The following is a 20988-nucleotide window of genomic DNA, read 5'->3' as shown; positions in this document are numbered from 1 at the left end:
ATAAGTAATATAGTAAGGCATACCATTAATAAAGATGTCGTAGCCGAGGCTATTCAGAATTCTAAGAAAGTTTTAGAGACCATTACATAAACATTTATTAGTCTACATAGGAGTAAGCTTGTGGAGAAATTTACTCCCAACTCAATCAAGCTTCCAGGTGCGTACTTCGTCAGGAAGCATTGGCCGGATTATACATCGTATTTGTAATCCTCACATTCATTGTTTGAAGTTGAAATCTGACCATTTAAGAGCACTAACTTCTCCTGCTCGTGTTCCGCTGAAGTGAAGGAAATAGAACACCGCTAATCTCCCTTTAGACCATAAGTCTTCACAACTCCAAGAAACTCCTCAAATCTAAATACGCTCTAAATAGGAGAACAGATAAATTTAAGGAAGTTAAATAAATACACTTGAACGTTCAATATAGTGAATATATAATAAATTCAGGAGATTAGTGCTGACCTTATTTTTTTGATTAATTATTTAACTTCATTTATTAATTATATTAATAATATAACGAGGAGGACATATGAAATCATTTTTGCCCAATGATATTAAAGATGAGAATAGAAAAATAGTCTTCGATATTTTGCTTCAATATCCTGAACTGGCGAAAGTTGAGATTACAGAAAAAACGGCAATGAGCTTTGTTACTGTAAGCAAGATTGTTACCTTTTTTGAACAGATTGGATTATTGACCGTCACTGGTGAAAGTCGAGAAGGATCTGGCGGCTTGGGAAGAAAACGTACGGTTTACAGATTTAATGAAAACAGCTATACGACAATAGGAATACAGATTATTGGCAACACGATTACAGCGGTACTTATTAATCTGCACGGCAAGGTCATAGATTCGTATTCGATTGAAACAGATATTCCGTTCTATAGCCAGCAGTTCACTTCGATATTTCTAGAGATTGTGGAACATTTGAAGAGTAAAGCGAAGGAAACGGATAGTGTTGTTTTGGGGATTGGTATTGGCGTTGATGGTGCGATCAATACAAGAAAGAAAACGATCCGGATGAGAACGCATCACAATAAAGAGAACGACTTTAAGTATGAAACGATTATTGAAACTCTCAAGAGCGAAGTGAACTTGCCCATTCTTCTAGAGAATGATGTGAACGCAGCGACTGTGGCTGAATTTCGGAATCTTGAAAACTCAGATCAAGCACTGACGAGTCTCGTTCATGTTGCTGCAGGTGATGGGGTCGGGGGCGGCTTGATTATTAACAAAGAGCTTCACCGCGGCGTTAATGCAAGTGCGGGTGAGCTGGAGTATATGTGCTTTGATTCAGAATATAAACGGACTCCATCTTCAGTCGGTTGGCTGGAAAGCAAATTAGCCATTAAGTATTTGTTAAGCACATATGATTTGAATTCAACGAATGACGTAGAAGCTTGCATTGATTATGTTTCGAAGAATCTGGCATTAACGATTACCAATATGATCAGCATCTTGGATATCGACCAGGTCATTATTAGCGGTAAAACGGTAGCGCTGTTCCCGGAACGTATATTGGACCATACGAAAAGCTATGTTGAGCAATATACGGAGTGGACTCCTCAAATTTCGGTGAGTAAGTTACATCAATCAACAGCAATCGGAGCAGCTATACTTATTCTCCAGCAAGAGATGATTAATGTCATTTCGGAGTAAACAAGAAGGAAGTGAACAACATGATCAAAATCTTTGGGAATGAAGAGGAAGTAGCAAACGAAATTGCCAGAGAAATGAAAGATCATTTATTTACCGATCAGCATCCCGTGTTCTGCCTGGCTTCAGGGAGTACTCCACAAAAAAGCTATCAGAAATTTTCCAATGATGCGGACCTCCAATTGAAAATCAAGAGGCTTAACATCGTTAGCTTGGATGAGTGGGTTGGCATTGACAAAAGCTCTGAAGGAAGCTGCTATCAGATGTTGAATCAAGATCTGTTCTCACAGATTTCACTGGATAGCAGACAGATTGTGTTTTTTGATGGAACATCGCCGGATATGAAGCAGGAATGCTTGCGAATTGATCACTTTATCGAGCAACACCCGATTACATTCAGCTTGATGGGCGTAGGTATGAATGGACATATCGGATTAAATGAACCTGGTAGACCAGTATTAAATTACAGCAGTGTTGTGGAGCTGTCGGAAACAACAAAGACTGTCGCTCAAAAATATTTTCATGAGCAGACTGAATTAAAGCAAGGCATTACATTAGGTTTGGAACAGATTGCAAGTAGTAAAAGAGTTGTTGTCGTCATAACTGGAGAGCGCAAAGCTGAAATCGTGAAGGAGATTCTCACAAATCCTGCTGCCCAGCTGCCTGCCCAGCGATTGCTCGGTTATGAGCATATAGATTTCTATTTGGATGCTGCTGCAGCCGCGAAATATATGGATCAGTCATCATAGTTGAGGAGCGTAAATATGAGTAGCTTCGTTATTGGGGTAGATATTGGAGGTACAAATATTAGGGTTGGATTAGTGAACAAGAAACTTGAACTTGTTCGGAAGGAGTCGGCATTAACAAGAGATTTCCAAAATGCTGACGAAATTTTCAAAACCGTCAAGGAAATGACAGCGAAAGTCGATCATGAACAGTTAGCAAGCAAGATAGGTATTGTATTGCCGATTCCTTGGAATGATCAAACACAGTTTATTCGAGATATAACCAATATCCCTTGCCTAGAGAATGTTAGTATCGAAACTATCAGGGCGTTCTTTCCGAATTATGAATTGTTTTTTGAGAATGATGTAAACGTGATCACAGTGCTTGAATCGGATCATGGAGCTGCCAAGCCGTATAATCAATCCATTTATATAACGGTTAGTTCAGGAATTGGATGCGGTATCATACTTGATAAGAAAATTATTCAAGGGGCTCATGGATATGCGGGCGAGATCGGAAGCATGATTATTTCCGACAGCAAAAGAAACCATTCAACGTTGTATAACGGCACTTTGGAAACCCTATGCAGCGGGATTGCTCTTGAAGCGGAAAGTAAGTTTTTATATGGCATTGATGCCACGTCAGGTTTGTTGTTTGAAAGATATCATATGGGAGATCGGCAAGCGATTGAAGTGATCGACAGGTGGGTTGAGTACTTTTCCAACGCAATTGTTTCTTTGATGCAAACAATTGATCAGAATATTTTTGTTATCGGAGGGGCGGTCATTCACCATAACCAGTGGCTGATAGATAGCGTTATTGAAAGCGCTAAAAAGAAGGTTCTTCCACAATTAAAAGAGAACATTAAAATCGTGTTAACTGAATTTGGCCCTGATGCTGGAATTATTGGTGCTGGATATAACATATACAAAAAGACAAAAGGAGCTTGAAGATCATGAAAAAGTTGAAGGTTGCGTTAATCGGAGCAGGAAGTGTTTCCTTTGGACTAGGAGCACTTCAAGATCTCGTGTTATCAGAACGTTTGAGAAATCAAGTAGAACTCGAAATCGCGCTTATGGACATTGTAGAAGAAAACGTGAATAGAACATACAAGTATGCAACCGAAATGTTTACGGCATTTTCTCATCCTGCGAAGATTTGGCAAACGACGAATTTGGAAGATGCCTTAAAAGATGCTGATTTCTCTATCGTTGCGATTGAGGTAGAGAGATATCACTACTGGTCACAAGACTTTCACATTCCACGGCGTTATGGTAGCAAACAGCTATATGGTGAGAACGGCGGTCCAGGATCTATGTTCCATACATTGAGAAATCTAGGTCCAATGCTGGAAATTGCAAAGATGATGGAAAAGGTCTGTTCAAATGCCTGGCTAATTAACTATACGAATCCGGAAGCAAAGCTAGTGGAAGCCATTTCCAAATTAACTTCAATCAAAGTGGTGAGCTTGTGCCATGGTTTAGACATGGGTATTCATCAGCTAGCTGAATTTCTGGAGATGGATAGTAAAGATATTGCGGTTGAAGGCGGCGGATTGAACCACTTTGGCTTCTTCACGAAGATATGGAACAAGAACACGGGAGAAGATTTATATCCTCTATTCCACGAGAAAGAAAAGCTAGCTAACCGTTTGGCACATTTCGATCATATTGGATTATCCAGAACGTTGTACCATACGTACGGATATTATCCTTACCCAGGTACTAACCATTGCGGTGAGTATATCTCATGGGCTGAAGATTTCTATGCTGGACTACCCTTGCAGTTCCGTTACGACCCAATGAGTGAGCAGCTGTGGAAGAAGGACTCCAGAACACCTGAATTTGTATACTGTGCAAGTGGCAGTACTTTGGATAAAGGCTTATTCGAGAATACGCTGAATCAAGAGCAGTGGTCTGAGCAGGCTTATCTATTTGATAAAGATAAGGTTCAAATCAGTAATGAATATGCAGTGCCAATTATCGAAGCGATCTTCTTCGACGATGAAATCGAGCTGAATGCTGTTAATATGCCAAACCATGGTGCGATTAAAGGACTTCCAGAGGATATGGTTGTTGAAACACAGGCGGTCGTTAATAAAAGCGGTATCGCATTTAAATCAATGACGGTAGAACTGCCAACTGCCATTCTCGGCATAATCCATATCCAAGGTACAATTCATAAGCTGCTACTTGAGGCGTTTGTTGAAGAGTCGAGAACAAAATTGCTGCAAGCGATTCTGCTTGATCCGCAAGCTCCAACCTATTATCAAGCTTGTGCGATGATCGATGAGATGTGTGAGCTGCAAAAAGAATTGCTGCCAAAGCTTGAGTGGAATTAGGTTATCTTTAATAAAAAAGGCCTCTGTCTGATGAAATTCAGAACTGAGGCCGTTAATTTTTATTACGAATTACTCTAATTCGCTATCTAAGAAAGGCTGCACCAATCGCCGCACCTCATCGGTTGAATTCGTCTCCATCAATTGATTTCTTAGTTCGTCGGCACCATCAAATCCACGAATATAGATTTTGAAGAAGCTCCGAAGTGGATTAAATAGACGTGGTTCATGTTCTTTTGAATATTTATCGTGAAGATCTAAATGAAAAAGTAGTAAATGAAGAAGTTCCTCCACACTATGTTCTTTAGATTCTAGTTCAAAAGCGTATGGATTCTTGAAAATACCTCGGCCAATCATGACACCATCCACGCCGTATTGTTCGACTAATTTTAAGCCTGTTGCACGGTCAGGAATATCTCCATTAATCGTTAACAACGTATTTGGGGCGATCTCATCGCGTAATTTTTTGATTTCGGGGATGAGATCCCAGTGTGCATCTACTTTGCTCATCTCTTTTTTTGTACGAAGGTGAATGGACAGATTCGCAATATCTTGTTTGAATATATGTGTCAACCAATCGCGCCACTCATCAATTTCGCTATATCCTAATCTTGTTTTAACACTAACCGGCAATCCACCAGCTTTAGTCGCTTTAATAATTTCTGCTGCCACTTCAGGATGTCGAATTAATCCAGCACCTTTTCCATTGGTTGCGACGTTTTTTACTGGGCATCCCATGTTTATATCGATACCACGAAAACCAAGTTTTTTCATATCCATGCTCATTCGTTCAAAATACTCCGGGTTATTGCCCCAAATATGAGCGACCATTGGTTGTTCATCTTCTGTGAACCTTAATCGTGTAAGCACACTTTCTTTTACCTTTAATTTAGGGTGACAGTAATATTCTGTATTTGCGAATTCCGTGAAAAACACATCCGGTTTTGCAGCTGCACTTACCACGTGACGAAATACAACATCTGTGACATCTTCCATAGGTGCCAATATAAAAAACGGCTTTGGTAAATCAAGCCAAAAATTTTGTTCGTTACTCATTAAGTTCTCCTTCTTTTACAACATTTTGCCCATCATACATAGTATCATTTTTTTTCGCTTGCTGCACAAAATTGTAGAGGGTCTCTTTTTTTTCTATAATCGCTCGGGGTTATACCAGTACTATTCTTAAATAAACGATAAAAATACGAACTACTAGTAAATCCAGTTTTTTCTGCGATATCAACAATGGTACATTCAGAGGTCTTTAACAGCTCTTTGGCTTTATTCAACCGCATTTCACTAATTATATCGGGTAGTGCTTTTGTAGTTAATTGTTTATATAAACGGCTCAAATAGATTGGAGACATCGAGAGTTCGTCTGCAATTGAATTTATGCACAGGTTGGAATTGCTATAATCTCGCTCAATAATTTGATGTACTTTTCTAATGAGATCTTCTTGTTTTGTACTTCTTTTTTCTTCGAGTTTTTCACTTATTTCTTCAAATATCTTGAAATATGGAGTGTTGATTTCTTCCATGGATTCAACATGATTTGGTAGTAAGAATGTTGTATCGAATTCGGGTAATGTTAGAATCGCATTGTTCTTTTTTAATGTTCGCAAGACGTTATTAACAGTAAGTGCTAAATGCGATACGACAAGTTGAACAACGGTAAAAGAATATTCTGATATTTCTCCTACGATATCAATATAGATGCTCCGTGCCTTTTCCGCATTTCCTGACATCAAGGATTCAATGAACTGTTTCTCTTTGTGAACTGGAAACATATATTCTTTGGTTTTTAAGTTCATAATGTCAACCGAAAAGAGGATGCTGCCGTATCCTTTGAATAATCGATGATAAGAAGCCTCAAGTACTTGCTTGTAGACTAATATGCATTGCTCAATGGATTCCTTCACAGGACTAAAGGTAATCGTGATGGATAATTCTAAATGTTTGGTGATTGACAACTGCATAAGCTCTGCCATTTCAATCAGCGAATCCCGTTCCGTTATATAAAGCGGATCTTGAAAGTTTAGCAAAAGTAAAAGACTATCATCCCCCATATCAATGGCTTCGACTTGAAAGATCAATGAGGAAATTTCTGTACAAATGTTCATTATGGCATATTTGAGCAATTTTATATCTTCTTTGTATTTCTCGAGGACTGTGGGGAATTGATCGATCCTTATCAAAACAATCAGTGATTTATTATTAACCATAAGCTCTGAATTGAAGTAATGTAATTTCTGTTGTAACACCTCAGCATTGTTCGTTTCCCTACCTAAAATCGTATTTCTAAGGAAATCCTGCTTGAGAATATGTTGATGGTTACGTCTTTCTGTTTCCAGGGTTTTGAACTTGCGTATGACTTTGTCAATCGGGCGATATACACTATGGGATAAAGTTAACGAAATCAACAATCCTAAGAGAAGAATGCCAATACAGATAAATAATATTCGATACCTCATTTCATTTATTTCTTGAGTGATATTGCTATAAGGGGTAATCCGAACATATTTCCAGCCTAATGGATCGGGTGTAGTAAACGTTATTAAAGATTTAACTCCATCCACGGTGTCTACAAAATATGTAGATTCTGATGTATCCTGAATAATTTTCTGTATATAGGTTTTATCAGATATATCAGTTAGCATCTCTTGCTTATCACTACTGGAATATAATATTCCATCCTGATTAATGATAAACGTGTTATTCTCCGAGATCTCTTTCCCCGACTGATCCATTCGCAGGCCTAACCATGATGCCGAGATATTGACAACAACAGCTGTATTTAAATCTTTATTATCATCAATGACGCTATAACATAAGTAAGTGTAGCTCGATACTGGAGTGGTCTGAACTGAACCGATGTTATAGGTTCTGGGAATCGGTTGAAAGGGGCGATGTTCTTTGAATTTCATAAAAAGGTCTAGAATTCCATCATCATCCAGTTCGGACTTTGGTTGAATTCCGCTTCGTGAATTATTGGAACTAATATAGAACTGATTGGATTTCGCATTATATACATAAATGGATTCAATGAATGGTAAGGATGCGCGATAGTTATCAAGTTGTTGCTGTGCAAAAATGACATCATAGATATTCAAGTCCGCATAATACAACAACTTAGATACCGCAGAATCATAGTAAATCTGGGAGGAGAGTGAGGTAACAGTCTCTGTCATAGTAGATAATTCAGTTTTAATTTGATTTAGACTATTTGAATCGGAACGATAAACTTGTTTAAGTGCGATGCTTGTAAAGTTCATATAAAGAATAGTTGAAGTTATCAAAAGGGTAATAACAACACATCCAATAGAGCCAAGGAGTATTCGGCTGTAAACTTTTTTATGCTCTTTAGACCAATGTTTTATCATTTGTTGAAACCCCTTTCATCGCTGGTCTGAGTATAAATCATCAGTCTGGTGCTTTCAATCAAATTTATAAATCCAGCAGCCGAAATTAGGCTAAATGTAGTGAATATTCACAAAAGTACAGAAATTTCATACTTCACAAATACCGAGATTACAGCAATGTGTGTCATTGTACAGTATATTATCGAATCTGCCTCTTCTATGATTTGGAAGTAAGATTCACGAGCAATTCTATTCAGGAGGAGGTCAGTCATGTTTAAGAAGAAAGGTTTTTTTTATGAATTAAATAAGAATAAAATCATGTTTTTGATGATAGCACCGACACTGCTTTTTTTCTTAATAAATTCTTATGCTCCAATGGTCGGCATCTATTATGCATTCACAAGTTATGATTTTGCAGGTGGTTTATTTGGAAGTCCGTTTGTAGGATTAGACAATTTTAAATTTTTAACGCAATCTGGAATTCTGTTGAAGTTGACAATCAATACGCTTGGATACAACGTGGTTTTTATCATATTAGGTAACGTGGTATCTATAGGGGCGGCAATCCTATTAAGTGAAGTCCGAGGGAAGCTATTTAAAAAGTTATCACAATCCATTATGTTTCTACCCTACTTCGTTTCGTTTGTTCTGATTAGTGTTTTAGCGTTTAACATGTTTAATGCTGATTCCGGTTTTGTTAATCAGTTACTCAAATCGTTCGGATTGGATCCAGTAGACATATACAATACACCATGGCTCTGGCCATTTCTGATTACAGCATTTTATTTATGGAAGAACCTAGGTTATTCCATGGTCATTTATCTTGCATCCATCATGGGAATTAGCGATGAGTATTACGAAGCTGCCAAAATTGATGGTGCAAATATTTTTCAGCGAATCTGGTATATTACCATACCTATGCTGAAGTCAACATTTATCATTCTGCTCTTATTTGCACTCGGAAGCATTATGAAAGGTCAATTCGATCTGTTCTATCAGCTTGTCGGGAACAACGGAGTGCTCTTCAACGTTACGGATATTGTCGATACTTACGTTTATCGATCTTTGAAAGTTAATTTTGATATTGGTATGGCAACTGCTGCTGGTTTGTATCAGTCTATCTTCGGATTTGTAATGATTATGACAGTGAATTATATCATCAAGAAAATTAATGATGACTACGCATTGTTCTAAAGTAGGGAGGAGGAATTACATTGGATGACAACATTCTAAGTTCTAGAGTTTTCCGCATGATGGCTTACCTGATTATTATGATTTTTTCTTTGCTCTGTCTCTTTCCTTTCCTTCTGATCATTTCAGGCTCATTGACAGCCAATGAATCCATTATTCGCGACGGTTTTCACTTGATTCCTAAAGTGTTCTCGTTGGAAGGTTATGAAATGGTATTTATCTTTCCAACTCAGCTAATCAAGGCTTATGGTGTAACGATTTTTGTAACTGTGATTGGAACATTGGTGGGATTGTTTCTTATTACGATGGCGGGTTACGTTCTGCAGAGGAAAGATTTCAAGTATCGTAATCCATTGTCCTTCTTCATTTATTTTACAACGCTGTTTGGAGGGGGGCTTGTGCCCTGGTACATCATGCTGACTACATACTTTGGGCTGGCAGACACCTATGCCGTACTGATATTACCTGGTCTTATGACACCTTTTCTCATTATTTTAATGAAAAACTTTATCAAATCTGCGATTCCGGAAGAATTATTCGAATCGGCCAAAATCGATGGCGCGAACGACTTTAGGATCTACTACAGTATCGTGCTGAAGCTTGCTATGCCTGGCATAGCGACTGTCGGTCTGTTCCTTGCTCTGACGTACTGGAACGACTGGTTCATGTCTTCTTTGTTCATTAATGACGTTAGCATGTATCAGCTTCAATACTACTTGTATAACACGATCAATACCATGATGTTCGTTTCTCAAATGGCCACTGGAACCGGTGTAACCCTAGGGCGTGACATTCCGACAGAGTCGACCAAGATGGCAATGGCGATCGTCGTTACTGGACCCATTATTTTCTTATATCCGTTTGTGCAGCGATATTTTGTGAAGGGATTAACGATTGGTGCAGTGAAGGGTTAGTACCGAAAGCAAACGAAAGGAACTCGTATGCGATCGGCTGACATAGATCATTTAATTAAGGGGAGGGTTAGTATGAGAATAGTAAAAAAGAAATTGTTAACGATCGGCACTTCTTTATTCTTAACTGCAAGTTTATTTGCTGGTTGCAGTGGTAACAGCACGAATACTAAGGAGGCATCGTCAGAACCAACAACGAATTCGAGTACCAGTACTCCAGCACCAGAAACATCAGAAGCGACTGGAATCGACACATCCAAGAAAGTGGAGCTTCAGTTCTATATGCTGGGCGATGCCCCAAAGGATTTAAAGCTCATTCAGGATGAAGTTAACAAAATGGCATTAGAAGATTTGAATGCAACCGTCAAATTCAACTTCACAACCTGGACAGATTGGGATCAGAAGTATAAGCTTCTGTTGTCCTCAGGGCAGCCGATTGACCTGATCTTTACGGCAGAATGGACAAATTACCAGTCATATGCGATGAAAGGGGCGTTCCTTCCGCTAGATGATCTCATACCGAAGGCTGCACCTAAGCTACAAGCATATGTACCACAGGATTTCTGGGAAGCAGTCAAGGTTGACAAGAAAATTTACACCGTTCCAGCTATCTGGAAGGAGTATGTAAATGATGGTATTGCCTATCGGGAAGATTTGCGTAAAAAGTATAATTTGCCAAAGCCGGAATCACTCGAAACGCTAGAGCAGTATTTGGATGGCATACGCAAGAATGAACCGGATATGCTACCTCTGGCGGATACTGAGGTTAGTCATGTAGATTCCATCCGTCAAATGACTACTAAAACTGTGAATACCAACGATAAAGTTCCATATGGACTTAGCATCATGTATGACACTCCAAGAGACGTAACCAGCTATTGGGGCTCTCCGCAGCATTTGGAAGATTTAAAAATGTTCAGGAGTTGGCAAGAAAAAGGATACTTTATGAAGAATATGCTGAACATTAAAGATAGTGGTAGTGATATATTTGCTGCCGGTAAAGCCGCAGCAATTTTGGGAAGTGAGAATCCTAACCGCTTTGGTGATGCTGTTGTCAAAGTGAAATCACTGCATCCGGATTGGGAGCTAGGCTATTCCCCGTATCCGAACATGAAAGGATTCTCTTCACCCGTTCACCCGATTCATAATGGCTTTGCAGTTCCACGCAGCAGCAAAAACCCAGAGAGAGCTCTTGCTTTCTATGAGAAATTGGTCACGGATAAACGCTACAATTGGCTGACGCAATATGGTATTGAAGGCAAGAATTTTGAAATTGAAGATGGGAAATATTATAAAATGCTTGGTGATGCCCAATCAAATGGATTCACAAGAGAAGGTATGAATGGTTGGGCATGGAGAAATCCGGAGTTCATGTTGTTTGATAAGAGCTATCAAGCTGTGCTAGACATGTTCGATGAAATGGATAAGATAGCAAAACCGAATATTTTCCAAGGTTTCGGAGAGGATTGGACGTCTTATCAAGCAGAGAAGGCGGCCCTTCTACAAGTTGAAAAGCAATACTTATATCCTTTGAATGATGGTATGGTTAAGGATGTTGAAGCCGGCTTGAAGTTATTTATGGAAAAGGCGAAAAAAGCTGGTCTCGATAAAATTCAAGCGGAATACACGAAGCAATGGTTGCAGTATTTGGATGATGCAAATATTAAGTGAGTGAGCCAGTTTAGAGTGTTACTCGGAGAGAACAACAGGATTAACCTCCTGTTGTTCTCTACTACAAGGGTGGAATATTTATGAAAGTTCTTTTCCATGGAACGGCTGCATTTGAAGGAATTCCCTCGCTATTCTGTCATTGCGAGACTTGCAAGCATGCCAAAGTACGTGGTGGAAAAAATATTCGTACACGCACTTCGGTCTTGATTGATGAAATACTTAAGATTGATTTTCCGGCGGACACCTTACATCATTCTATTCGTGATTCTGTAGATATGGATAAGGTTCGCGATTTATTGTTTACACATTCACATTCCGATCATTTGTATCCTGAAGATTTACTGATTCGTGCGCTTGGTTATGCTCAATTTAATGAAGAGGAAGAACTTCATCTATACGGTCATGATTTGCCTATTAAGCACTGTAGTCAATTGCTTGCCACGGAAAGGCATCACTTCCAATTTCACAACTTGAAGCCCTTTGAAACTGTACAAACACAAACAGCTACGATTACGCCATTGCTTGCCAATCATGATTCTAAAGAAACTTGTTTATTGTATTACATAGAGAAGGATGAAAAATCCATTTTCTATGGTCACGACAGCGGTTGGTTTCCCGAACAGACTTGGGACTGGTTGAAAGGAAAAAAACTGGATCTTGCTATTCTAGAATGTACGACTGGGAATGCCTCAAATTGTGAAGTTCACATGAATGTTGAAGATACTCTAAAAACACGGGAATGGTTAATCGAGAATTTTGTTATGAAAGCAGAAGGGCGAATCGTAGTCACTCATTTCTCTCATAATGCTCATCTGTTGCATGAAGATTTGGTTCATATTTTTGAGCCGAATGGGATTACAGTAGCATTTGATGGGATGCAACTGGACATATGAGTTAGCGCATAAGTGAAATGAGGATATTTCAATGATTTCAATGGCAGTCTTTTTAGTTTTATTTTCAGGTATTACCCATGCGGTATGGAACCTATTTACAAAAAGAAGTCTGAATAAATACGTATTTCTCTGGTCGATTCATATTGTTGGTGCACTTGCTCTATTACCTTATTTTATTATTGAGCTGCTCCAAGTTGAGCTTCATGCGGAGACACTTGGCTATATGGTGATATCTGCTTTGTTTCAAGGGTCGTACTTCATTTTCCTCTCTAAATCGTATTCCTATGGTGACTTATCGCAGACCTATCCAATCATGCGAGGTACTGGTGTCATGCTAGTGACCTTGTTAAGTATTGTGTTATTCGGGGATTCCTTAACTCTAGTAGGCTGGATAGGCTTTTGTTGTATCATAGTAGGGCTCTTTATTATTAGTGGAATCGTTAATCGTCATGCAAATCAAGGGAAAACGACTCATTCTATTTCCATTCTTTATGCAATTGTAGTAGGGATGTGTGTTGCGGGCTATACATTAATGGACAAACTAATTGTCCAGCAATTATCTCCACTATCAACGCTTGAATTATCCAATATTAATTATGTAATCGTCGCTTTCTTCATGGTTATAAGAGCCGGTCGTGCACAAATTATAAGGGAATGGCAACAAAACTGGAAAATGATCTTGATTGGTTGTATTTGCTCGCCAGCTTCTTATTTTATGTTTCTGATGGCGATGAAGCTTGCTCCACTAGCTTCAATTGCGCCAATACGAGAAATTGGAACTGTTGTAGGTACGATTCTTGGCATACTTGTACTAAAAGAGAAGCAAGGAGTACGAAGAATTATCATGTCGGCTTTGATTACCTGTGGGATCATCTCCATTGCCATATGGGGATAAGTTGATTTTACTAGAATTGAGGACTACGTTCTGACCGTATAGGGTAAAAATGAAAGGCCTCCCGTAGGAATACGAGAGGCCTTTCATTCTGTTAAGCATTAGATAGTTTTATACTGTCTAATTGACGGGGCAATTCACAGGTGAATATGCCTCATTCTAATTCTTGTTCTAAAACAGTTTTTACTAAACGACGTACTTCATCTGTTGATCTTGTATCCATTAATTGGTTTCTTAATTCACTTGCGCCTCTAAATCCACGAACATAGATTTTGAAAAAGCGAAGAAGTGGTTTAAATGAACGTGGCTCGAGTTCATTTGAATATTTATCGTGAAGATCCAACTGTAATAGAAGTAAATTGAGAAAATCCTTTGGACTATGTTCTTTAGGCTCTTTTTCAAAAGCAAATGGATTGGTGAAGATGCCGCGGCCAATCATGACACCATCAACGCCGTATTGCTCAACTAACTTTAATCCTGTTGCGCGGTCCGGGATATCTCCATTTATAGTTAATAACGTATTTGGAGCAATTTCATCGCGTAATTGTTTGATTTCAGGGATTAGTTCCCAGTGTGCATCTACTTTACTCATCTCTTCTTTTGTACGAAGGTGAATGGAAAGGTTCGCAATATCTTGTTTCAATATATGTCCTAGCCAATCGCGCCACTCGTCAATATCAGAGTAACCCAATCTTGTTTTAACACTAACCGGCAATCCACCTGCTTTTGCTGCTTGAATAATTTCTGCTGCAACCTCAGGATGTAGTATTAATCCAGCACCTTTTCCATTGGCTGCGACGTTTTGTGCTGGGCATCCCATGTTTAAATCGATACCGCGAAAACCAAGTTTTTTCATATCAATACTCATCTGTTCAAAAAATACAGGTTTATCACCCCAAATATGAGCGACAATCGGTTGCTCATCTTCTGTGAACGTTAATCGACCACGTACACTGTCTTTTCCTACAGGGTGACAATAGCTTTCTGTATTAGTGAATTCTGTGAAAAATACGTCGGGTTTGGCAGCTTCACTAATGACGTGACGAAATACAACATCTGTGACATCTTCCATTGGTGCTAATATAAAAAACGGCTTCGGTAAATCAAGCCAAAAGTTTTGTTCGTTACTCATATTATCTCCTCTTGTTGTAATATATAAAAACGATATAGGCTATAGCAAAGTCTTTTACCCATCATACATAGTATCATTTTTTATCATTTGATGCACAGAATCAATGATGTGAGCGACAGCCATGTTTGTGGTGTTAGTATCCACCAGTATATAAGGCCATGGCTTATTTGTTTATAATCTGTTTATTGATCCTTGTTATAATCCTGAAGATGAAAAGTTTGTAATTTAAAGTCGAATCGTGTTAACGAATCGATTATAGACAAACGACATAACGCATCCAATGAACAGGGGGACAAGTAAGTGAACAAAAAGCAATGGATAAGCTCTATATTGGCTGCTGCTGTATTATCAAGCCCTATGATTATGCCGGCCAAAGGATCGGCTGCCGCTTCCTTTATTGATATTGATGGCTCATATGCAAAGAAAGCGATTGTTGAGCTATTCGATCAGGGAATAGTGACTGGTGTTGAAGAGAGTAAGTTCTATCCTGCGTCAAATATTACACGGCAGGATTTTGCTATTATTTTAGCAAAAACATTGAAGCTGGATGTTTCGAACCCTCCTGCGCTGCCAACCTATCTGGACGTTCCCGCAAGCAACTACGCATACAGCTATGTAGAGGCAGCTGTCAAAGCCGGATTGATCAAAGGTACAGGCAGTAATCTTTTCGGTACGGGGCAAAATTTATCACGTCAGGATATGGTCGTCATGTTCGTGAGAGCATTGGGGGTCAATCCTACGGGTAAAGCTGGAACTTTGCAATTTGCTGATAGTAGCCAAATTGCTGATTATTCCAAAGATTTTATAGCTGCCGCTGTGGAATATGGATTGATTACTGGATATAATAATTTTTTTAATCCTGATGCCAAAGTAGATCGTCAGGCTGTAGCTCTAGTAGCCTCCAAGTTTTTGAAGTTTAAGGAGAACGGGAATACTGAGCAGCCAAGCTCCACCCCAACTCCTCAGCCGGGTAAAGAAGCGGTAACAGTACCTACTCCTGTTGTTGGAGGGTCCTCCTCTTCACAAAGTGGGCATAGCAGCAATTCAGATATCCATGCACCTATGGTTGATAGCACTAAGTTCGAGGCGATCGACAGCTACAACGGAACACAAGATCAGCTTCGCGGTTTAGCAGGAGCCATTGGCGAGCAAGGAGCAGCAGTACAAGCCTACCTGTGGACGGATACGAATGAGAACGATGTAGTAGATGCCGATGAATTAGGAACAGCCATCGCATTAGGCACCAGTGAAGCAGACGGATCTGTGAGTGCGGCCAATATTGGTGATCTGCGCGCAGGAACGTATCATTTCGTGATTACCGCTAAGGATTCATCCAATAATGAATCGGTGAAGGACGCTGCACATGCCGTTACGGTGACCTTGAGCAAGAACGAAGTTCCGGATACGACTGCACCCACAGTGGCCGCAGCCAAGTTCGAGGCGATCGACAGCTACAACGGGACACAAGATCAGCTTCGCGGTTTAGCAGGAGCCATTGGCGAGCAAGGAGCAGCAGTACAAGCCTACCTGTGGACGGATACGAATGAGAACGGTGTAGTAGATGCCGATGAATTAGGAACAGCCATCGCATTAGGCACCAGTGAAGCAGACGGATCTGTGAGTGCGGCCAATATTGGTGATCTGCGCGCAGGAACGTATCATTTCGTGATTACCGCTAAGGATTCATCAAATAATGAATCGGCGAAGGACGCTGCACATGCCGTTACGGTGACCTTGAGCAAGAACGAAGTTCCGGATACGACTGCACCCACAGTGGCCGCAGCCAAGTTCGAGGCGATCGACAGCTACAACGGGACACAAGATCAGCTTCGCGGTTTAGCAGGAGCCATTGGCGAGCAAGGAGCAGCAGTACAAGCCTACCTGTGGACGGATGCGAATGAGAACGGTGTAGTAGATGCCGATGAATTAGGAACAGCCATCGCATTAGGCACCAGTGAAGCAGACGGATCTGTGAGTGCGGCCAATATTGGTGATCTGCGCGCAGGAACGTATCATTTCGTGATTACCGCTAAGGATTCATCAAATAATGAATCGGCGAAGGACGCTGCACATGCCGTTACGGTGACCTTGAGCAAGAACGAAGTTCCGGATACGACTGCACCCACAGTGGCCGCAGCCAAGTTTGAGGCGCTCGATAACTATAACGGGACACAAGATCAGCTTCGCGGTTTAGCAGGAGCCATTGGCGAGCAAGGAGCAGCAGTACAAGCCTACCTGTGGACGGATGCGAATGAGAACGGTGTAGTAGATGCCGATGAATTAGGAACAGCCATCGCATTAGGCACCAGTGAAGCAGACGGATCTGTGAGTGCGGCCAATATTGGTGATCTGCGCGCAGGAACGTATCATTTCGTGATTACCGCTAAGGATTCATCAAATAATGAATCGGCGAAGGACGCTGCACATGCCGTTACGATTGAGCTTGTTAATGGTGCTCTGACCACACCTACAGTTACTAGCTCCATATATGGCTTTGATGGAGGCGGCGGTTCAAAAACAAAACAACTGATAACGGGTTCTACGCAATCGCGCATTCGCTTCGACTTTTTCTCCGGAGAAACCTTTACGAATGCTGAAATTCAGGTAACGATGGAAGGCATGACCTTTACCACAAACGACTATTATTACATTAGTGGATGGACACATCCGACGAGTGATCAAATTAGCAATAACGGGCATACGCTGACTTTCACAGGAAGCAACAGAGGTGTTTCGGATATCGCGTTTGAACTTCACGATAAAGTGATGCCGGCACCCGGGACCTATCTCATTAAGTTCAAAGCAGATGCGGATGGACCCGGAACAGCCAGATCTTATTCTGAAGAACAAGTCATTACCTTAATTATTTTGCCTCCGGCCTAAACTAGAAGCTTCTCATGAGTTCATTGAACTTAAGGGAAGCTTCTTTTTATGAAAAATAGGATTGATCAATATAGTCTAAATGAGTATTATGAGTAGGTATGTTCTTATGAAAATAGAGATAAATAGGATGGAGAGCACCATGACAACATCACGACAGAACGCATTGATTTTCTCGTTTACTTTTATGGCGTTTATTCTGGGTACGACGGAGTATATTATCGTTGGTTTACTCTCGGAAATATCCTCGAGCCTCGGAGTAACGCTAGCGACAGCTGGGGGGTTGGTATCTGGTTTCGCGATCGCTTATGCCATTGGCACACCCATTATGATGTCTTTGTTCAGCCGTATCCCGAAACGGATTACGATTCTTGTATCGCTTGTATTGATTCTGCTGCTGAATTTGTGGAGTGCTATAACTGGAACCTACAGTATGCTGCTAGTGACTAGAATAGTTACTGCCGTACTATGTGGTTTTGTTCTTTCTGTAGCCATTACGGTAGCGAATGAAGCGGTGGACCCGGAGAAAAGAGGCAAAGCGATCGCTACAATTTTGAGCGGTTTCGCTGTTGCGAATGTATTTGGTGTACCGATCGGAACTTTTGTAGGGCAGTATTTCAACTGGCCTGCAGCATTTGTACTAAATGGGGTATTAGCCGGAATTGCCATAGCGCTAAATTATGCCTATATTCCACGCAAACTACCGAAGCCTGTGCCTAGCTCACTTAAGGATCAGATCGAACTGCTCACGAATGGACGCATTATTCTTGCGTTTCTCATTCCAGTTACGGCAGTGGGAGCGGTGTTTGTGATGTACACGTACATTACACCATTGCTGGAGCAAGTGATGAATATTCCTAAGAGCTCGGTTAGTGGCGTACTGTTTGTATACGGGATTGCCACGATTGTCAGCAACTGGATTGGAGGCAAGGTTGCAACCGGAAATGCGGTAAGTAAGCTTAGATTCGTATTTCTTATCCAAGCTGTGGTCTATATCGTCTTTAGTTTGACCGCATCGATCTCGATTCTAGGAATGATCGTACTAATGATGCTAGCCGTAATGTCGAGTATTGTTAGCGCACCAGCCCAGCTCTATTTGATAGATTTGGCCAAGCAGTATTCACCAAGATCGAAGGACCTTGCTGCATCGTTGAATCCAGTAGCGTCTAACCTGGGAATCGCAGGAGGATCCGCAATTGGTGGAGTGGTTGCCCAGCATGGAGGATTAATCTCCCTTCCTATAGCTGCTTCCATCCTGGCGATATCAGCATGCGTGATTGCTTTGATATGTTATAAGTTGGATCAGCAAACTCAAGAAGGGGTTATTGCTCAGCATCATAACTTAACTTGAAGAGAAGTTATAGAGGTCGTCGGAAATAATCCGGCGGCCTTTTCGTATATCAACAAGTAATCTAGTAAAACAACACAAAAAAATCCGTCGGAAGGAAACATTCCATAGACGGATCGTGAGTTATTATATGCAAATCCAACCAAGGCCGGGGATTTCTTTCCAAGTGCAGTTACCAGAACCACTACCAGAACCACTACCAGAACCACTACCAGGTCCCCCGCCAGATCCACTACCAGGAGTAGCTGGCATTGTGGGAAACGGCCCTTCAGCCATGGATATCATTTTTACGTCAATGACAGCACTTTTGCCATCTGCAAATAGCACACTAATTGAATCAGCATTAACTGTATTGACATAGGCTACAACCTTTTGACCACTACTTAAGGTGAAAATCCCCCATTTTCCGAGGAAAGGCTGAATATCAGTGATGGTTAGATATGCAAATACTGGGCCACCACTAGAATGCGTCTGCATTCCTGGTTGTTGGGTGCCGCTTCCAGGATATATGGGCATGGGTCCGACTGATTGAGTGCCACCTGGAATCATTGGTTGGAACGGGGGAAAACTACGACATGGGCTCACATAATGCGGATTTCTGAAGTAAAAATATCCCACTTATTAACCTCCTTAGATACCTCTAATTAACAGATACCTAAAGTCTATGCTCCTGCCTATGTATTGGTGTATGACGCGAAAATCGAGCACTCAAAGACGATGGAAGATCTACAGTGGGGAGAACAATATAATGAAATATAGCTCCTTTTGTGAGTATATGAGGGCTTCAGCTTTACGATAATTGACTATATTCATAATTATGTTATAATTCAAACATATGTTATTAATATAACAATATATATTGGTAACATAACAAATGAAATATTCTGGAGTTATTAGAAGGAGGAGTGTGATTCAGAATAAGTAATTCTTCCTGTGAGTTATTGGGGAAAAACCTGATTTGTAGCGGAAACAGAGGAATTGCAACTTATACCGATACATATTAGGAGCATTAATTAGTTGCAGTTGTACGCACCCAGAGAAGGTTATTCATCCATCAATGGTTATGGAGGAACTAGTTCTTTGTAGTGTAACAACAATTGTTAGAATATTAACATTCTAAACGTTTTATAATTAATTATTAAGGGAGAAGTGAACAGAATGGATGTTAAAGATATATTAGGAAAAGTAGATCATACCCTCCTTGATGTTACTGCTACATGGGATGATATAAAGAATTTATGTGATGATGCGATGAAATACCAGACGGCCAGTGTTTGTATCCCAAGTGCTTATGTTAGAGAAGCTGCAAATTATGTTGAAGGCAAAATAGCAATATGTACAGTTATCGGATTTCCGAATGGTTATAGTACACAAGCTGTTAAAGTATTTGAAGCAACGGACGCAATTACAAATGGAGCATCGGAAATTGATATGGTGATCAATGTGGGCTTCTTAAAAAGTGGACGTTATGAGGAAGTTTGCGACGAAATACGTGCCATTAAAAATGCATGTGGAAGTAGAGTATTAAAGGTTATTGTTGAAACCTGTTTGCTCACCCAAGAGGAAAAAGTGAAAGTATGTGAGCTTGTTACCAAAGCTGGTGCTGATTATATCAAAACATCCACTGGATTTTCAAAAGCTGGAGCAACTAAAGAGGATGTCAGCCTGTTTGCACAGAACATAGGTCAGAATGTGAAGATTAAAGCAGCTGGAGGCATTCGCTCTTTGGATGATGCTGAAGCATTTATCGATTTGGGCGCAGACCGTTTAGGAACTAGTGCCATCGTTAAAATTGTAAAAGGGCAGGAAGTATTGGGGTATTAGATATGGTATAATTCTGATAATTATACTTTATTATTAGTAGTTAGGATGAACCGGCATGGATAAGCAAGAGAGAGTAAATACAATTGTATCAATCCTAAAAAATAAAAGTGGCGCATCCATCAAAGAACTTTCACATCAACTTGATGTCACAGAAATGACTGTTCGCCGA

17 protein-coding genes are annotated in these 20988 nt (G+C 40.3%); 13 read left to right on the top strand and 4 right to left on the bottom strand.

Annotated elements, in window-relative coordinates; genetic code table 11:
• Positions 1–529: 529 nt before the first annotated feature.
• From ACWNM1_RS27935 to ACWNM1_RS27920, 4 genes are read left to right on the top strand one after another with little or no spacing between them, the layout of a single operon-like run.
• Positions 530–1660, top strand: coding sequence for an ROK family protein (locus ACWNM1_RS27935; RefSeq protein ID WP_449603522.1), 1131 nt, complete (start codon positions 530–532; stop codon positions 1658–1660).
• A gap of 20 nt (positions 1661–1680) precedes the next feature.
• The gene (locus ACWNM1_RS27930) at positions 1681–2406 is read left to right on the top strand and encodes a 6-phosphogluconolactonase (RefSeq protein WP_449603521.1); all 726 of its coding nucleotides are present in this window, start codon (positions 1681–1683) and stop codon (positions 2404–2406) included.
• A gap of 15 nt (positions 2407–2421) precedes the next feature.
• Positions 2422–3333: an ROK family protein gene (locus tag ACWNM1_RS27925; RefSeq protein ID WP_449603520.1), complete on the top strand. Its 912-nt coding sequence runs from the start codon at positions 2422–2424 to the stop codon at positions 3331–3333.
• 5 nt (positions 3334–3338) lie between these two features.
• Positions 3339–4724, top strand: coding sequence for a family 4 glycosyl hydrolase (locus ACWNM1_RS27920; RefSeq protein WP_449603519.1), 1386 nt, complete (start codon positions 3339–3341; stop codon positions 4722–4724).
• 69 nt (positions 4725–4793) lie between these two features.
• Here the strand turns inward: ACWNM1_RS27920 and ACWNM1_RS27915 are convergent, their stop codons facing one another.
• Together ACWNM1_RS27915 and ACWNM1_RS27910 are read right to left on the bottom strand one after the other, a co-directional pair.
• Positions 4794–5777, bottom strand: coding sequence for a tRNA dihydrouridine synthase (locus ACWNM1_RS27915; RefSeq protein ID WP_449603518.1), 984 nt, complete (start codon positions 5775–5777; stop codon positions 4794–4796).
• Between the two features lie 44 nt (positions 5778–5821).
• Positions 5822–8098: an AraC family transcriptional regulator gene (locus tag ACWNM1_RS27910; RefSeq protein WP_449603517.1), complete on the bottom strand. Its 2277-nt coding sequence runs from the start codon at positions 8096–8098 to the stop codon at positions 5822–5824.
• Between the two features lie 249 nt (positions 8099–8347).
• On the opposite strand from ACWNM1_RS27910, the gene ACWNM1_RS27905 reads away from it, so the two are divergent.
• From ACWNM1_RS27905 to ACWNM1_RS27885, 5 genes are all read left to right on the top strand, one after another.
• Positions 8348–9271 carry an ABC transporter permease gene (locus ACWNM1_RS27905; RefSeq protein WP_081382824.1) on the top strand — a complete coding sequence of 308 codons (924 nt, stop codon included), beginning with the start codon at positions 8348–8350 and terminating at the stop codon, positions 9269–9271.
• Between the two features lie 56 nt (positions 9272–9327).
• Complete coding sequence (locus ACWNM1_RS27900; protein ID WP_449603524.1) at positions 9328–10182, top strand: carbohydrate ABC transporter permease; 855 nt, start codon at positions 9328–9330, stop codon at positions 10180–10182.
• Between the two features lie 72 nt (positions 10183–10254).
• Positions 10255–11850, top strand: a complete 1596-nt coding sequence (locus ACWNM1_RS27895; protein WP_449603516.1) for an extracellular solute-binding protein — start codon at positions 10255–10257, stop codon at positions 11848–11850.
• 80 nt (positions 11851–11930) lie between these two features.
• The gene (locus ACWNM1_RS27890) at positions 11931–12743 is read left to right on the top strand and encodes an MBL fold metallo-hydrolase (protein WP_449603515.1); all 813 of its coding nucleotides are present in this window, start codon (positions 11931–11933) and stop codon (positions 12741–12743) included.
• 31 nt (positions 12744–12774) lie between these two features.
• Positions 12775–13638, top strand: coding sequence for a DMT family transporter (locus tag ACWNM1_RS27885; protein WP_449603514.1), 864 nt, complete (start codon positions 12775–12777; stop codon positions 13636–13638).
• A 151-nt stretch (positions 13639–13789) separates the two neighbouring features.
• Here ACWNM1_RS27885 and ACWNM1_RS27880 read toward each other — a convergent pair whose 3' ends face one another.
• Positions 13790–14767, bottom strand: coding sequence for a tRNA dihydrouridine synthase (locus ACWNM1_RS27880; protein ID WP_449603513.1), 978 nt, complete (start codon positions 14765–14767; stop codon positions 13790–13792).
• Positions 14768–15067: 300 nt separating this feature from the next.
• On the opposite strand from ACWNM1_RS27880, the gene ACWNM1_RS27875 reads away from it, so the two are divergent.
• Both ACWNM1_RS27875 and ACWNM1_RS27870 read left to right on the top strand, forming a co-directional pair.
• On the top strand, positions 15068–17650 hold the full coding sequence (locus tag ACWNM1_RS27875) for an S-layer homology domain-containing protein (RefSeq protein ID WP_449603512.1): 2583 nt from the start codon (positions 15068–15070) through the stop codon (positions 17648–17650).
• 139 nt (positions 17651–17789) lie between these two features.
• The gene (locus ACWNM1_RS27870; protein ID WP_076283946.1) at positions 17790–18998 is read left to right on the top strand and encodes an MFS transporter; all 1209 of its coding nucleotides are present in this window, start codon (positions 17790–17792) and stop codon (positions 18996–18998) included.
• Positions 18999–19121: 123 nt separating this feature from the next.
• Here the strand turns inward: ACWNM1_RS27870 and ACWNM1_RS27865 are convergent, their stop codons facing one another.
• Positions 19122–19511 (bottom strand): hypothetical protein, encoded by a 390-nt coding sequence (locus ACWNM1_RS27865; protein ID WP_449603511.1) that lies wholly within the window; start codon positions 19509–19511, stop codon positions 19122–19124.
• Between the two features lie 642 nt (positions 19512–20153).
• On the opposite strand from ACWNM1_RS27865, the gene deoC reads away from it, so the two are divergent.
• Both deoC and ACWNM1_RS27855 read left to right on the top strand, forming a co-directional pair.
• Positions 20154–20819 (top strand): deoxyribose-phosphate aldolase, encoded by a 666-nt coding sequence (gene deoC / locus ACWNM1_RS27860; RefSeq protein WP_449603510.1) that lies wholly within the window; start codon positions 20154–20156, stop codon positions 20817–20819.
• A 55-nt stretch (positions 20820–20874) separates the two neighbouring features.
• Positions 20875–20988: DeoR family transcriptional regulator (locus ACWNM1_RS27855; protein ID WP_449603523.1), on the top strand; the 114-nt coding region annotated here is incomplete at its 3' end.

The sequence above is a fragment of the Paenibacillus sp. Marseille-Q9583 genome, from assembly GCF_976954365.1.
This window is presented reverse-complemented; position numbering and strand designations above follow the sequence as displayed.